Origin of the sequence: Limnohabitans sp. Rim47 (genome assembly GCF_001517545.1) — a bacterium.
GTDB lineage: Bacteria > Pseudomonadota > Gammaproteobacteria > Burkholderiales > Burkholderiaceae_C > Limnohabitans_A.
Genome location: NZ_FBYA01000001.1, coordinates 564508 through 578384 on the forward strand (window position 1 = coordinate 564508; position 13877 = coordinate 578384).

A 13877-nucleotide genomic window follows, 5' to 3' on the forward strand; every position below is an offset into this window, starting at 1 on the left:
CCGGACCTGCAGGTCCGGGCGGGCCAAATCAGGGCCTTGATTTATTTAGCCTTGACTTTCATGAACTGGCCCACGCCGGAGTCGGCAGCGAACTTGTCCACGTTGGCAGGCAGCACCAGGAAGGAGCCGGTGTCGATGCGGGCTTCCACTTTTTTGCCTTGCGCTGCAGCAATGGCGGTTTCCACGCCCACTTGGCCGATTTTGGCCAGCATTTGCGCGGCGTTGGCTTGTTGCCAGCCTTGCTTCATCATGTCCAGGCCACCAGGGGAGCCGTCAAAGCCAGCGATTTTCACGTCGCCTGGCTTCTTGCCAGCGGCCATCAACGCGGCCTTGGCACCCAAAGCGCCGCCGTCCCATGCGCAGGCGATCACCTTGGCAGTGGGGTTGGCGCGCAAAGCAGCTTCCACACCGTTTTGGGCCATGGTCTGGTCCCAAGTGGTGGCGACTTCAACGATCTTGACGTTCTTACGGCCAGCGTTCAGGGCGTCCACAAAGCCTTTTTTGCGCTCTTGGCCAGTCGACTGACCTTGGTCGCCAGTCACGTAGATCACGGTGTCGCCGTCTTTGATCTCGCCTGCAGCCCACTTGCCTTGCACGTTGGCGGCTTTGATGTTGTCAGTGGCGACGTAAGAAGTGATCTTGGCGCCGGTGATGCCGGTGTCCACAGCGATCACAGCGATGCCAGCGGCCAAGGCCTTGTTGATGGCGGGGGCGATGCCAGCCGAGTCCACAGGCGCGATGGCGATCGCGTTGACTTTGCGGGTGATCATGTCTTCGACGATGGCCAGTTGACGTGACAACTCGCCTTTGTCTGCGGCCAATTCGATGAATTTGACGCCATTGGCGCTGCCCGCTTTTTTGGCGCCGCCGTTGATCAAAGTCCAACCTTCGTTGGTGTTGCCGTTGGTGATGTAAGCCACCGTCACGTCTGCGGCCATGGCCGAGGTGAACAAAGTGGCAGCTGCTGCAGCGATGGCCAGACGGCCGAATGTGCGTTTCGTGATCATGGGGTTATCTCCGTTGTTGAGGTCAATTCGAACAAAAAACCGTTTTCTTGTCCGCGAACGGATTGGAAACGAAAAAGATGACTAAGTAAACCTAGTAGTTTTACTAATACGGTTTTTCAACAAATCATTCATGATCCGGGCCATTCATTGTGAAAGTAGCCGCCATGTCGACATCCACACCCGTTCTCGAAATTCAGCAATTGACCAAGCACTACGGCGGGGTTAAAGCCCTGACCGATGCCCAATTTCGCCTCTTGCCCGGCGAGCACGCCGCCATCGTCGGCGACAACGGCGCGGGCAAAAGCACTTTTGTGCGCCTGATCACCGGGGCTGAGCAGCCCAATGCCGGCGACATCCTGCTGGACGGAAGCAAAGTCAATTTTGAGTCGCCGCTGGATGCCCGAGAGCAGGGCATTGAGACCGTGTACCAGACGCTGGCGCTGGCCGAAGACCTGGACGTGCCGGCCAACATCTTTTTGGGCCGTGAGATCACGCGCCTGAATTTGGGGCCCTTGTCTATCCTGAACCACAAGGCCATGCGCGAAAAATCCGCCAGCATGTTGTCCACCACGGGTGTGAAAATTCAGGACATGTCCGAGAGCCTGCGCGGCATGTCGGGCGGTCAGCGCCAGTGCGTGGCGATTGCCCGTGCGGCCGGTTTTGCCAAAAAACTGATCATCCTGGACGAGCCCACGGCGGCCTTGGGCGTGCAAGAGACCGCCCGCGTGGAAGAGATCATCAAGGGTCTCAAAAAGCAAGGCATCCCGCTGATCATCATCAGCCACAACCTGCGCCAGGTGTTTGACCTGGTGGACCGCATCTGGGTGTTCCGTCAAGGCCGCATCATTTGCAGCCGCCTGACCCGCGAGACCAGTCCTGAACAAATCGTTGGCCTGATCACTGGCGCGATCGACCCCGCCAGCCTGCGTTCTGAAGAGGCGGTCACATGCTGAAAGGGCTTGATCCGCTGTTGACACCTGAGCTGCTGATGCACCTGTGCGCCATGGGTCACGGTGAATGGGTGGCGGTGGTGGACGCCAACTTCACCGCCGACTTTCTGAGCCACGGCAAGCCCGTGGTGCGCTTGCCTGGCAACAGCTTGGAGCGGGTGAGTCGTGCCGTGTTGTCGGTGTTTCCGCTGGCCGTGGATGTGGCGCAGCCTGCGGCCTTCATGCGCGTGTGTCAAAGCGCAGACGGCCACCGCACAGCAGCTCAGCAAGCCGTGGTCGATCTGGTGGTGGCCGAAGGTTTCAAGGCCGAGCAGGTTGAGTCGGTGGAACGCTACGCGTTTTACGAGAAAATCAAGGCGGCCAGCCTGATCGTTCAAAGCGGTGAGGGCACGGCTTACGGCAACGCCTTGTTTTGCAAAGGCGTGATTCTTCTTTGATTTTTCCTGATTGTTGAACGGCTCCGTTGCATGAACTCCGCATCCCCCAACTCCGCCATGCGCGGTTCCAACCATGTCGGGATGCGTCAGTTCAATGAGCGCATCGTGCTGCAGGCCATCCGTCACCATGGTGCCATTCCCAAGGCCGATCTGGCCCGACTGACCCAGCTGTCAACCCAGACGGTGGCCATCATCGTGGGCCGCTTGCTCGACGATGGTTTGTTGGTCAAACAAGACCGGGTGCGCGGCAAGATCGGCCAGCCTTCGGTGCCGCTGTCGCTCCATCCGCAGGGCGCGTTCAGTGTCGGCATTCAGGTGGGGCGACGCAACATGGAGTTGCTGGTCGCCGACTTCACCGGCCAACCGGTCGAGCGCGTGGAGGTGCTTTACGACTACCCCGACCCCGATGGTTTGTTTCTGTCGATGGCGCAAGGCTTGCAGACGCTGCAAGCGCGCATGGGTGATTTGTGGGCACGCACTGTGGGGGTGGGTTTGACCGCGCCTTTGTCTTTGCACAAATGGGCTGACCTGATGGGCGGGCAAGCGGCGCAGGCCTTGGCCCGTTGGGAGCACATCGATTTGGCCGAGCAAGTGCAGCGCCTGACAGACCTGCCCGTGGTGTTTGCCAAAGACACCACAGCCGCCTGCGTGGCCGAGTTGCTGCAAGGCCATGGCCGCAGCGTGCGCAGCTTTTTGTATGTGTTCGTGGGCACCTTCATCGGTGGCGGCTTGGTGCTGTCGGGCCACATCATGAACGGCGAACGCGGCAATGCCGGTGCGATTGGCTCTTTGCCCGTGGGCTTGGCCTCATCCGAATCCAAGGGCTTGGGCATGCCGCCACAGTTGCTGCAAAAAGCCTCGGGCTGGCAGCTTGAGCAAAGCCTGCTGGCCGCCGGGCACGACCCCTTGTTGATTCACCAAGCGGCCATCATGGACGCTGCGTATGCCCCGTTTACCGCCCCTTGGATAGCCCAAGCCAGCCAAGCGCTGGCCATGACGGTGGCCAGCTCGGCGGCCTTGCTCGATCTGGATGCGGTGGTGATGGATGGCTCGCTGGGCGCACCGCTCATGACCGCCCTGATGAACGCCACACAAGACGCACTGGCCCAGTACCGCTTTGACGGCATGCACCAGCCTCAGTTGTTGGCCGGGCAGGTGGGCCCGCACGCCCGTGCCTTGGGCGGCGCTTTGCTGCCGCTGCACAGCCAGTTTTTCCCCGACAAAGACATCTTCTTGAAACAGGACGCCGCATGAAGTTTTATCTGGACAGCGCCGATGCCCGGCAATGGGCTTTGCCTGCGGGTTGCCCACCGGTGCAGGGCGTGACCACCAACCCCACGTTGGTGATGCAGGCGGGCTTGCCGGTCAGCTTGCCTGGCTATCTGCAATTGGTGGCGCAGGCGGGCGAGGCCCGCATGCCCGAGTTGATGCTGCAATTGCCCCGAGCCGATGTGGGCGAGGCCGCGCAATGGCTCGAAGTCCTGCTGCCTGCCGCTGTGCAGGCCCGTGTGCGCCTGACCATCAAGCTGCCGTGCCACCCTGACTGGCAGCCGGTCTTGCGTGAAGTGCAGGCCTGGGGCGTGCCCACGCTGCTGACGGGTTTGTCCAACCCCGTGCAACTGCTGTGGGCGAGGGCCCAAGGTGCCAATTACGTTGCGCCTTATGTGGGCCGTCTGCAAGCCGATGGCCGCGATGTCTGGTCGCTGATCGAGGCCTGCGTGGCGGTGCAAGCCGACGGCCTGCAGCTGCTGGCCGCCAGCATCAAGTCGGCCGACGTGCTCTCGCGCCTGATCGCAGCCGGTGCCCATGCGGTCACGGTGCGCCCCGAGTTTGCCGCCAGTCTGGCCACCGACCCGCTCACTTTGGCGGCCATGGCCCAGTTTGACCAGGATGTGGTGACGAGCCAAAAGCCTTAAAGGCTTCGGTTGCGCGCCAGCGGCGGGTTGCGCGAAAAGTATTGCAGGATGCCGCGCATCAAAGCATCGGTGAGTTGCTGCTGATAAACGTCGCTGCGCAACTTGTCTTCTTCTGCCGGGTTGCTGATGAACGCGGTTTCCACCAGCACGCTGGGAATGTCGGGGGCTTTGAGGACCGCAAACCCTGCTTGTTCGACCCTGGGTTTGTGCAGGCGACCCACGCCGCTGATCTCGCGCAGCAAGCTACCGCCCAACATCATGCTGTCCTTAATTTGCGCTGCCGTGCTCATGTCCAGCAAGGCCCGTTGCACCTGCGCGTCCTGACTGCCCAGATTGATGCCGCCGATCAAGTCGGCCTTATTTTCTTTTTGCGCCATCCAGCGTGCTGCACTGCTGGAGGCCGCACCTTGACTGAGCGCAAACACGCTGGCACCGCTGGCCTGAGGCGTGAAAAACGCATCGGCATGGATGCTGACAAACAGGTCTGCTTGTACGCGTCTGGCTTTTTGTACCCTCACATGAAGGGGCACAAAAAAGTCAGCATCGCGTGTCAGGTAGGCCCGCATGGGGTTGCCATTGACGCTGCTGGCGTTGATGCGGTCGCGCAGCATTTTGGCGATTTTGAGCACCACATCTTTTTCGCGTGTGCCACCAGGGCCAATCGCGCCAGGGTCTTCGCCGCCGTGGCCCGGGTCCAGCGCGATCACGATCAATCGGTCGGCCTTGTTGTTGGACTCTGCGCGTGGCGGATGGTCCTGGCTGTCGATGTACGGGCCTGCCGGGGGCGTCAAGTCTTGGCGGCGGGTGGACAGGGCGGCAGGGGGCGTTACAGAAGGCGTGGGCAGGCCGGGTACACCGATGGCAGAGCCTGCACGGGTCTGGCGGGCGATCAGCTCGCCCAAGGGGTCGTTCACCGGGGCTGCGCTGGGCAGGGCCGGTGCAGGCAGCGTGGTTTTGGCCGAGACCCGTTCTTGAATCAACTGCTCCAGGGGGTCAATGGTCTGGATGGGGTAAAGGTCGAGCACCAGCCTGTGGGCATAAGCCGCTACCGGCGGAAGGCTGAAGACCTGCGGCGCGATGGGGTGTTTCAGGTCAATCACCAAGCGCACCACCTCGGTACTGTATTGGCCCACACGAATGCCAGCAATGTTGGGGTCAGAGGCTTGCACCTTGCCGACCAGTTCGCGCAGAGCGGCGTTCAGTTGAAGGCCTTCAATGTCCACGGCCAGCCGGGGTGGGGAAGCGATGAAGGTTTGCGTGGTTTTGAGCGGGGTGTCCGATTCGAGCGTGACGCGGCTGTAATCAGGGGCGGGCCAAACACGCACAGCCAGCATATTGGCGCCACGTGCCAGTTGTGTCGCGCCCAGGCTCAGCACACAAAAACCGGCCTGGATCAGTCGGCGGCGATCAGCGCGCATGCTCGGCCCCCGCAGGTGGGGTCGGCCACGCTTGCAGCCAGTGTTGGCCTCGCGGGGTGCCTGCGCTGATGTGCACGCCGCGTTGGTCCTCGTCCAGTGCGTCCAGCGCAATCACCCAGTCGGGCGGCGGCAGTTGGCCTGCCACCTTGTCTGGCCATTCCATGAGCTTGAGTCCCGGCCCGGCAAAGATGTCGCGAAAACCCGCGTCTTCCCACTCTTGTGGGTCGTTGAAGCGGTAAAAATCAAAATGCCAGATGGGCCAAGCACTTTCGCCCGAGCCCGCTTGGTGTGGCTCGACCACCGCATAGGTCGGGCTTTTGATGCGGCCTTGCACCCCGGCGGCGCGCAGCAGGTGGCGCACCAGCGTGGTTTTGCCCGCCCCCAGATTGCCGCGCAGCTCAATGCGGGCATCGCGTCCGCCCGGCCAAGTGATCAGGGCCTGGGCCAGTTGCGTGGCAAAGGCTTGCGTGGCCGCCTCATGGGGCCACAAGCCCTCCCAAACCAGGGGCAAGGGCGGGGTTGTAGCGGGGCTTCCTACAATCGCTGGGTGACTGCTCAACGTACTCAAATCGACCTTCTTGAACTGTGGCCCCAGATTCAGATCTGGGCGTGTGAACTCGGATTGTCCCAAATTGGCGTGACGGGCGTCGATTTGACCTCGGCCGAGCCCGGATTGCAGGCCTGGCTGGCCGCTGGGTTTCACGGCAGCATGGGCTATATGGCCAGTCATGGCATGAAGCGCGCGCGGCCTGCCGAGCTGCAGCCGGGCACGGTGAGTGTCATTACAGCGCGCATGGATTATTTGCCGCAGGACACGCCGCCCGACTGGCTGGCCCGCGAAACCGCCCGCAGCTTGCAGCCGGGTGAGGCGGTGGTGTCGGTGTATGCCCGGGGGCGTGACTATCACAAGGTTTTGCGCAGCCGTTTGCAAAAACTGCAAGAGCGCATCGCGCAAGCCATCGGCCCGTTTGGGCACCGCGTGTTCACCGACTCGGCCCCGGTGATGGAGGCCGAACTGGCCACCCGCAGCGGGCTGGGCTGGCGCGGCAAACACACCTTGGTGCTGAGTCGTGAAGCCGGGTCGATGTTTTTTCTGGGCGAATTGTTTGTGGACTTTGCCTTGCCCGAAACACCCCCCGTGTCGGCGCATTGTGGTCACTGCACCGCCTGCATGGACGTGTGCCCCACACAGGCCATTGTGGGCCCCTACCGTTTGGATGCCCGGCGCTGCATTTCGTATTTGACGATCGAACACGCGGGGCCGATTGACGAGGCTTTGCGTCCGCTGATTGGCAACCGCATTTATGGCTGCGACGACTGCCAGCTGGCGTGCCCGTGGAACAAGTTCGCGCAAGTCAGCCCATTGTCCGATTGGCAGGCTCGCGAAGGTTTGGGGGCTGGCAGCATCGTGCAGTTGATGGCCTGGACAGAAACTGAATTTTTGCGCCGCACCGAAGGCAGCGCCATCCGCCGCATAGGCCATGCCCGCTGGCTGCGCAATCTGGCATTGGCGGCGGGGAATGCCTTGTCGATGGAGGCCCTTGCCGCCTCAGAACGCCGAACTTTGCAGCAGGCGCTGATGGCGCATGCTGCACACCCTGATCCGGTGGTGCAAGAACAGGTGGCGTGGTCGCTCGCCAATCAGCGCAGCACGCCCAGTGCAAACGGCAAGCTCCACATCCCTGACAAGGTTGACAGCGTGACCAAGCCCGCCACATAGGGGCCGTTGTAGCCCATGCGGGCGGCCAGCACGTAGCAAGTGGATGCCGTGGGCAAAGCCGAAAACGCCAGCAAGGCGGTGGTTTGTACCGGGTTGAGCTGAAACAGGTGGGCCATGCCCAGCGCGATCAAGGGCAGCAGCAGGTGCTTGACCATCAAGACGCTCATGCCCAGCAGCTTGCCTTGGCGCAGGGTGCCCAGTTGCATGCCCGCGCCCGCAGCCATCAAACCCAAGGCCAAAGAGGCGGCCCCGATGCGGCTGATGCTAGGGTCCAGCCAAAGCGGAATGCGAAACCCCAGCAAGTTGGCGATCAGGCCAGAGCCGGTGGCAATGATCAGCGGGTTGCGCACCAGTTCGCGCAAAAAACCGGTGTTGGCATGCCGGGCCATGGGCCAGACCGCGCCGATGTTGAACAGCGGCACGCACACGCCGATCAACACCGAAATCATCAGCAAGCCCTCTGGGCCTGCGAGTCGTTCGGCCAGCGCCAATGCGATGAAGGAATTGAAGCGAAAGCCCACTTGGGCGCTGGCCGCGTGGTCGCGTCGGTCCAGCCGTTTGCCCAGAATGGGCCAATAGGGCAAGCTGTACGACAGGGCAATGGCGCAAACCCCCAAGCTCAGGCCTGCTCCGATCAGGCTGGACGCTGCATTCAGGTCGAGCGGGCTTTTCACAATCGAGTGAAACAACAACACCGGAAAAAGAAAGAAATAAACCAAAGTCTCCACTTGTTGCCAAACGGGGCGGTTCAGTGCGGTGAAGCGACAAATCAGATAGCCGCACAAAATCAGGGAAAAATCAGGGAAGAGCAGTTGAGCAAAGTTCACACGGCTAGGATAACCGAGCCTTGTGGGCGCTCGGGCGTGAACTTGTCACCTGAGGCGCATGTTTTTCTCAAGGTTTTATGGGTTTCCCCCCTCGCAGGAGCCTGCATTTTTTGCCTATCATGTGTGTGTTCTTTTAAGGAGTTATCGAATGAAGCGTCGCGATTGGATTTCTGTGGCCGGTTTGGCTGCCACCGTGTTGGCCAGTGGTTCGGTGTGGGCGCAGGCTTACCCCAACAAGGTGATCAAGTTGCAAGTGCCTTTTGCACCCGGTGGCACCACTGACATCGTGGCGCGTGTCATCTCCGAGCCTTTGGGCAAGGCGCTGGGCCAGAGCGTGATTGTCGAGAACAAAGCCGGCGGCGGCGGTGTAGTCGGCGCCACTGAAACCATGCGTGCGGTCCCCGATGGCTACAACTTGGGCATGGCCACGGTGTCCACGACCGCGGCCAATCCCGCCATCAACCCCAAAATTCCGTACAACCCCATCACCGATTTCACACCCATCATCAACATCGCGGCCACCCCCAATGTGATCGCGGTGCATCCGAGTTTTCCGGCCAAAGATTACAAAGGGTTCATCGCCGAGTTGAAGAAAAACCCGGGCAAATACTCTTATGCCTCATCGGGCACTGGCGGCATTGGCCACCTGCAAACCGAACTGTGGAAGAGCTTGGCGGGCGTCTTCATTACCCACATTCCTTACCGGGGTGCCGGCCCGGCATTGAACGACACGGTAGCCGGTCAGGTCCCCATCATTTTTGACAACATGCCCTCGGCCTTGCCATTCATCCAGTCGGGCAAGCTGGTCGCGATTGTGGTGGCTGCACCCCAACGCCTGCCGCAACTGCCCAATGTGCCGACTTTCAAGGAAGTGGGCCTGGAGCCCGTCAACCGCATGGCTTATTACGGCATTCTGGGCCCTAAGAACTTGCCCAAAGACGTGGTCGACAAGATCAGCAACGGTGTGAAAAAAGCCCTGCAAGACCCGGCTGTGACCAAGCGCATTCAAGACACGGGTTCCTTGGTGGTGGCCAATACCCCTGAAGAGTTCGCCGTTCAAATCAAGGCCGAGTTCGAGGTTTACAAAAAGGTGGTTGACCAGCAAAACCTCAAGCTCGACTGATGCACGAGGCCAGCCAGACGACTGTCGACCGCTTTGTCGAGGCTCTCTGGCTGGAAGACGGGCTGGCTGCCAACACCTTGGCAGCCTACCGTCTGGACTTGTTGCATTTCGCCACATGGCTGTTTTTGACGCACCGGCTGGCGCTGGACGCCACACAAGAACAGCACTTGCAGTCTTATTTTGCCGAGCGGCATGACGAGACCAAGGCCACATCGGCCAACCGCAGGCTCACGGTGTTCAAGCGGTTTTTTCGCTGGGCCTTGCGCGAACGGTTGGTGCAAGCCGACCCGACGCTGCGCTTGCTCGCGGCCAAACAAGCCTTGCGCGTGCCCAAAACCCTGGGCGAAGCGCAAGTCGATGCCTTGTTGCGTGCACCCGATGTGGGCACCGAGCTGGGGTTGCGCGATCGCGCTATGTTGGAGCTGATGTACGCCAGCGGTTTGCGGGTCACCGAGCTGGTGAGCCTCAAAACCCTGCATGTTTCCCTCAACGAAGGGGTACTTCGCATCATGGGAAAGGGCAGCAAAGAGCGTTTGGTGCCCTTTGGCGAAGAGGCCCGTGAGTGGCTGCAGCGTTATATGGCCCAAGCCAGGCCCGTCTTGCTGGGGAAGCGCCAGACCGAAGACCTGTTTGTCACCCGCAGTGGCCCCAAACCCGGCACTGCCATGTCGCGAGTCATGTTCTGGAGCTTGGTCAAGCGTTATGCCATCGAGGCGGGTATCACCGCACCGCTGTCGCCCCACACATTGCGCCATGCTTTTGCCACCCATTTGCTCAATCACGGGGCCGATTTGCGGGCAGTCCAGATGTTGCTGGGTCATGCCGATATTTCGACCACCACCATTTACACCCATGTGGCACGCGAGCGACTGAAGACGCTGCACGCCCAGCACCACCCCAGGGGATAAGACCCACTGAGCTCAGCTCAGCGCCGCCAGCTCGGCCTCTTCAAAACCCGCCAGACGGCGTGCTGCCATGTTGAACGGCGGGCGCAGTTTGGGCGCGTCGTATTGCGCGATCAGCGCGGCATAGGTGCTCACAGGGTCCAGGCCTCGCCGCCCACAAAGATAACGGTACCAGCGGTTGCCAGCGGCCACATGGCCGATTTCTTCGGCCAAGATGATGTCCAATATCTCACCGGCCCGGTGGTCGCCCACGCTGATCAGCTTGTTTTTCACCCCCGGTGATGCGTCCAGGCCACGCGCTTCCATGGTGCGCGGCACGATGCCGATGCGCGCAAGCAAATCGCCTTGGGTGCGCTCGGCCATGTCCCACAGCGTGTTGTGGGCCGGAAAATCACCGTAGTCAAAGCCCATGGTCAACAGGTGTTCGCGCAGCAAGGTGAAATGCTTGGCTTCTTCTTGGGCAATGCGCACCCAGTCGGTGTAGAAGGCCTCAGGCATGCCTGCAAAGCGCCAGACCACATCGAGGGCCAAGTCAATGGCGTTCAGTTCAATGTGGGCGATCGAGTGGACCAGCATGGCCCGTCCTTCGGTGGTGGCCATCGATTTGGCTTTGAGTTGGGTGTGCGGCACCAAGACGGGTTTTGCCGATCGGCCGGGGCCCGCACTGGGCGCTTGCAGGATTTGCTCAGGGTTCACGGGCAGGCACAGGTCCAGCGCCAAAGTGGCTTGGGCCTTCAAAACGGGATGGGCCTGGGCCCAAGGCCCTAGGGCAGCGGTGCGCAAAGTGTGCATGGTCATCTTCGATCGGGTGCCTCGGTCTGGCATGGACATCCCTACAATTGTAGGTTTTCAGACATTCAGCCCGACAGGAGCGCTTCATGGCCATTTACCAACTTGATGCCCACACCCCCGATGTGGCCGACTCCGCATGGGTGGCCCACAACGCACAAGTCATGGGCGCGGTCAAGATTGCAGCCGATGCCAGTGTCTGGTTTGGCGTGACTGTTCGGGGTGACACCGAAACCATCACCATCGGTGAGGGCAGCAACATCCAAGACGGCAGTGTGATGCACGCAGACCATGGCAAACCCCTGACGGTGGGCAAGCATGTCACGGTCGGCCACATGGTCATGCTGCACGGCTGCACCATCGGCGACGAGTCGCTGATTGGCATTGGCGCGGTGGTGCTAAACGGCGCCAAGATTGGCAAAAACTGCCTGGTGGGTGCCGGCTCCTTGGTGACCGAGGGCAAAGAGTTTCCCGATGGCTCGATGATCATGGGCACGCCCGCCAAGGTGGTGCGCGAATTGAGCCCTGAGCAAATCGAAGGTCTGCGCCAAAGTGCCCGTCATTACGTGGACAATGCGCGTCGCTTCAAGGCGGGCCTGAAAAAAATAGCTTGATCTTTTGACGCCCAGCATTCCCCTGTTTCACTTTTGAGGATCGGCCCCACATGGCCGTTGATTGAACTTTGTCCGAACTCCATAAATTCATTTTTGAAGGCCTGCCCGTTCGTGGCATGTTGGTGCGCCTGACCGATGCCTGGCAAGACATTTTGGCGCGTCGCGCCGCCAATTCCGAGACGGGCGCTTACCCGGCCCCCGTGCGCCAGTTGCTGGGCGAGATGGCCGCTGCGGGCGTGCTGATGCAGGGCAACATCAAGTTCAACGGCGCATTGGTGTTGCAGATTTTTGGCGATGGCCCGGTCAAGTTGGGCGTGGTGGAGGTTCAACCCGATCTGAGCCTGCGGGCCACCTGCACCCAAGTGGGCGATGTGGCCGACAACGCCACCTTGAGCCAGATGGTCAACGTGAACAACGAAGGCCGCTGCGCGATCACGCTGGACCCGCTGGACCGTTTGCCGGGCCAACAACCCTATCAGGGCGTGGTGCCCTTGTTTGGTGACCAAGGCGAAAAGCTCGAGAACATTAGCGAGGTGCTGGAGCATTACATGCTGCAGTCCGAGCAATTGGACACGGTGCTGGTGCTGGCCGCCGACGACAAAGTCGCCGCAGGTTTGCTGATTCAGCGTTTGCCCATTGAGGGCGAGGGCAATTTGGCCGGGCAGGTCGATTCGCTCATGCGCGAGTCGGTGTTGGGCCAAAGCGAAGACTTCAGCCGCATCGCCATCTTGACCAAAAGCCTCAAGCGCGAAGAACTGCTGGGCTTGGATGCCGAAACCATCTTGCACCGCTTGTATTGGGAAGAGCCGCTGGCCCGCTTTGAACCCCTCATAGGGGAGACCGGCCCGCGTTTTGCGTGCCGCTGCAACCGCGAGCGCGTGGGCCACATGATCCGCAGCTTGGGCACCGAAGAGGTCGAGGGCATCATCGCCGAGCAAGGGCAGGTGGAAGTGGGCTGCGATTTTTGCGGCGCTCAATACCGCTTTGACCCGGTGGACGCCGCTGGCTTGTTCACGGGTTTGCCAGCGGATGCGCCAGGCGGCTCGGTGCACTGAGCGCAACGGCGCAGCGCCCTTGTCAGCGCCTCATCGCTTCGCTCGCACATGCGAGGTCTGTGCAGCCAGCGAGCTAGCGTGAACGCCCAGCCTGCGCCGGGGTGCATGGCTGAGCTATTGCCCCTGAAATGGCTTGGACTTGCGCCGTGATGACTGACTGTCTTGGCGCTTGGCCAGCAGCCCGGTAAACAACTTGTGCTCGCAGTCCGGGTCGCTGCACTCGTTGCATTGCCACACCGTGCGGCCCTGGTTGATGGCAAATTGCGACTGCTCACGCAGCGCCTGGGCCTCAAGATCCTCCCCTGGCAGGCCCAGAGCCAGCAACGCATTGTTCAGGCGCTGCTGCCCTTGCCCGTAAACCACTTGGTAAGCGATGCCTGCCTGATGCAGGGCTTGCCTGAGCCGGGTGTCGACCTGGCCGCGAAAGAGGGGGCTTTGCGATGTCAAGCCATTGTCCACCCTCGGCCCATCGAGGCCCATGAGCAAAGTGGTGTCGAACTGTGCCGCGTGGGCCAAGGCAATGCGGGAAAGGTCGGGGTTTTGGCGCACGGCGCTGTCGCAGGCCGCCACCGCCATGATCGGGGGCGTGTCTGAAATCAACCAACGCTGTGAGGTGTTCTCGATGGTCCGTGTGGGTGCATGCACCCCGCGTACAGGGGGCTCGATTGGCCAAACACCATGATCGTGACGCTCATTTAAGCTGGCCAGCACGTCGTGGCCACTTGTGACGGTGTGTCCACGCATTTGCAGCACTTGGGTCAGCGCATGGGTCAACCACGATTTACCTGTGCATTCAGCACCCAAAACGGCAATGCGTTTCACCCGCTTCATGCGGCCTTATTTGGCAATTTGTACGTAAATTTCATTGGGCTTGACCATGCCCAACTCATGCCGCGCGCGCTCTTCCACCATGTTCAGACCTTCCTTGAGGTCGTTGACCTCGGCGCTGAGCTGTTCGATTTTGCGACTGGCCTCTTCGTTGGCCACTTTTTGTTGCTGCAGCTCCCGCTCCAACTCGGCCACCTTGGGCACACCACCTCGGCCCAACCAGAGTTGGGCCTGCACGATCGCCAGCAAGGCAATCAGCACGATCGGAACGAGGCGGTTGCCCATGGT

At 61.0% G+C, this 13877-nt stretch carries 16 protein-coding genes; 9 read left to right on the forward strand and 7 right to left on the reverse strand.

The window, feature by feature from the left end; translation table 11 throughout:
• Window positions 1–41: 41 nt before the first annotated feature.
• Complete coding sequence (locus BN3544_RS02530; RefSeq protein WP_019428598.1) at window positions 42–1007, reverse strand: sugar ABC transporter substrate-binding protein; 966 nt, start codon at window positions 1005–1007, stop codon at window positions 42–44.
• Window positions 1008–1171: 164 nt separating this feature from the next.
• Here BN3544_RS02530 and BN3544_RS02535 point away from each other — a divergent pair, with 164 nt between their 5' ends.
• The 4 genes from BN3544_RS02535 to BN3544_RS02550 are packed head-to-tail and all read left to right on the forward strand — an operon-like array spanning window position 1172 to window position 4310.
• Complete coding sequence (locus BN3544_RS02535; protein WP_036074673.1) at window positions 1172–1960, forward strand: ATP-binding cassette domain-containing protein; 789 nt, start codon at window positions 1172–1174, stop codon at window positions 1958–1960.
• Window positions 1954–2394 carry an RbsD/FucU family protein gene (locus tag BN3544_RS02540; protein ID WP_019428600.1) on the forward strand — a complete coding sequence of 147 codons (441 nt, stop codon included), beginning with the start codon at window positions 1954–1956 and terminating at the stop codon, window positions 2392–2394. The genes BN3544_RS02535 and BN3544_RS02540 overlap by 7 nt, the downstream gene beginning before the upstream one ends.
• A 30-nt stretch (window positions 2395–2424) precedes the next feature.
• The gene (locus tag BN3544_RS02545) at window positions 2425–3648 is read left to right on the forward strand and encodes an ROK family transcriptional regulator (RefSeq protein ID WP_019428601.1); all 1224 of its coding nucleotides are present in this window, start codon (window positions 2425–2427) and stop codon (window positions 3646–3648) included.
• Window positions 3645–4310 (forward strand): transaldolase family protein, encoded by a 666-nt coding sequence (locus tag BN3544_RS02550; RefSeq protein ID WP_019428602.1) that lies wholly within the window; start codon window positions 3645–3647, stop codon window positions 4308–4310. Before BN3544_RS02545 ends, BN3544_RS02550 begins: the two co-directional genes overlap by 4 nt.
• On the opposite strand, the gene BN3544_RS02555 is transcribed toward BN3544_RS02550, so the two are convergent.
• Both BN3544_RS02555 and tsaE read right to left on the reverse strand, forming a co-directional pair.
• Window positions 4307–5728 carry an N-acetylmuramoyl-L-alanine amidase gene (locus BN3544_RS02555; RefSeq protein WP_019428603.1) on the reverse strand — a complete coding sequence of 474 codons (1422 nt, stop codon included), beginning with the start codon at window positions 5726–5728 and terminating at the stop codon, window positions 4307–4309. The two genes, BN3544_RS02550 and BN3544_RS02555, sit on opposite strands and share 4 nt — an antisense overlap.
• The gene (gene tsaE / locus BN3544_RS02560) at window positions 5718–6239 is read right to left on the reverse strand and encodes a tRNA (adenosine(37)-N6)-threonylcarbamoyltransferase complex ATPase subunit type 1 TsaE (RefSeq protein ID WP_019428604.1); all 522 of its coding nucleotides are present in this window, start codon (window positions 6237–6239) and stop codon (window positions 5718–5720) included. Before tsaE ends, BN3544_RS02555 begins: the two co-directional genes overlap by 11 nt.
• A gap of 84 nt (window positions 6240–6323) precedes the next feature.
• On the opposite strand from tsaE, the gene queG reads away from it, so the two are divergent.
• Entirely contained in the window at window positions 6324–7448 is a 1125-nt protein-coding gene (queG, locus tag BN3544_RS02565) for a tRNA epoxyqueuosine(34) reductase QueG (RefSeq protein WP_050999067.1), read from the forward strand.
• Here queG and BN3544_RS02570 read toward each other — a convergent pair.
• Window positions 7370–8275 carry an AEC family transporter gene (locus BN3544_RS02570; protein WP_019428606.1) on the reverse strand — a complete coding sequence of 302 codons (906 nt, stop codon included), beginning with the start codon at window positions 8273–8275 and terminating at the stop codon, window positions 7370–7372. The two genes, queG and BN3544_RS02570, sit on opposite strands and share 79 nt — an antisense overlap.
• A 148-nt stretch (window positions 8276–8423) precedes the next feature.
• On the opposite strand from BN3544_RS02570, the gene BN3544_RS02575 reads away from it, so the two are divergent.
• Window positions 8424–9398 (forward strand): tripartite tricarboxylate transporter substrate binding protein BugE, encoded by a 975-nt coding sequence (locus BN3544_RS02575; protein ID WP_019428607.1) that lies wholly within the window; start codon window positions 8424–8426, stop codon window positions 9396–9398.
• Window positions 9398–10306 (forward strand): site-specific tyrosine recombinase XerD, encoded by a 909-nt coding sequence (gene xerD, locus BN3544_RS02580; protein ID WP_019428608.1) that lies wholly within the window; start codon window positions 9398–9400, stop codon window positions 10304–10306. The genes BN3544_RS02575 and xerD overlap by 1 nt, the downstream gene beginning before the upstream one ends.
• 12 nt (window positions 10307–10318) lie before the next feature.
• Here the strand turns inward: xerD and BN3544_RS02585 are convergent, their stop codons facing one another.
• Window positions 10319–11095: a ferritin-like domain-containing protein gene (locus BN3544_RS02585; RefSeq protein ID WP_197409898.1), complete on the reverse strand. Its 777-nt coding sequence runs from the start codon at window positions 11093–11095 to the stop codon at window positions 10319–10321.
• An 86-nt stretch (window positions 11096–11181) separates the two neighbouring features.
• On the opposite strand from BN3544_RS02585, the gene BN3544_RS02590 reads away from it, so the two are divergent.
• Window positions 11182–11706 carry a gamma carbonic anhydrase family protein gene (locus BN3544_RS02590; RefSeq protein ID WP_019428610.1) on the forward strand — a complete coding sequence of 175 codons (525 nt, stop codon included), beginning with the start codon at window positions 11182–11184 and terminating at the stop codon, window positions 11704–11706.
• A gap of 68 nt (window positions 11707–11774) precedes the next feature.
• Window positions 11775–12761, forward strand: a complete 987-nt coding sequence (locus tag BN3544_RS02595) for an Hsp33 family molecular chaperone HslO (protein ID WP_019428611.1) — start codon at window positions 11775–11777, stop codon at window positions 12759–12761.
• 114 nt (window positions 12762–12875) lie between these two features.
• Here BN3544_RS02595 and BN3544_RS02600 read toward each other — a convergent pair whose 3' ends face one another.
• On the reverse strand, window positions 12876–13592 hold the full coding sequence (locus BN3544_RS02600) for an AAA family ATPase (RefSeq protein ID WP_019428612.1): 717 nt from the start codon (window positions 13590–13592) through the stop codon (window positions 12876–12878).
• A gap of 6 nt (window positions 13593–13598) precedes the next feature.
• Entirely contained in the window at window positions 13599–13874 is a 276-nt protein-coding gene (locus BN3544_RS02605) for a septum formation initiator family protein (protein WP_019428613.1), read from the reverse strand.
• Window positions 13875–13877 lie beyond the last annotated feature (3 nt).

Coding starts and splice junctions, on each gene's coding strand:
- BN3544_RS02600 (WP_019428612.1), bottom strand. CDS start 13,592: ATGAAGCGGGTGAAACGCATTGCCGTTTTGGGTGCTGAATGCACAGGT.
- BN3544_RS02585 (WP_197409898.1), bottom strand. CDS start 11,095: ATGCACACTTTGCGCACCGCTGCCCTAGGGCCTTGGGCCCAGGCCCAT.
- BN3544_RS02550 (WP_019428602.1), top strand. CDS start 3,645: ATGAAGTTTTATCTGGACAGCGCCGATGCCCGGCAATGGGCTTTGCCT.
- BN3544_RS02545 (WP_019428601.1), top strand. CDS start 2,425: ATGAACTCCGCATCCCCCAACTCCGCCATGCGCGGTTCCAACCATGTC.
- BN3544_RS02590 (WP_019428610.1), top strand. CDS start 11,182: ATGGCCATTTACCAACTTGATGCCCACACCCCCGATGTGGCCGACTCC.
- BN3544_RS02575 (WP_019428607.1), top strand. CDS start 8,424: ATGAAGCGTCGCGATTGGATTTCTGTGGCCGGTTTGGCTGCCACCGTG.
- BN3544_RS02530 (WP_019428598.1), bottom strand. CDS start 1,007: ATGATCACGAAACGCACATTCGGCCGTCTGGCCATCGCTGCAGCAGCT.
- BN3544_RS02540 (WP_019428600.1), top strand. CDS start 1,954: ATGCTGAAAGGGCTTGATCCGCTGTTGACACCTGAGCTGCTGATGCAC.
- xerD (WP_019428608.1), top strand. CDS start 9,398: ATGCACGAGGCCAGCCAGACGACTGTCGACCGCTTTGTCGAGGCTCTC.
- BN3544_RS02535 (WP_036074673.1), top strand. CDS start 1,172: ATGTCGACATCCACACCCGTTCTCGAAATTCAGCAATTGACCAAGCAC.
- BN3544_RS02605 (WP_019428613.1), bottom strand. CDS start 13,874: ATGGGCAACCGCCTCGTTCCGATCGTGCTGATTGCCTTGCTGGCGATC.
- BN3544_RS02555 (WP_019428603.1), bottom strand. CDS start 5,728: ATGCGCGCTGATCGCCGCCGACTGATCCAGGCCGGTTTTTGTGTGCTG.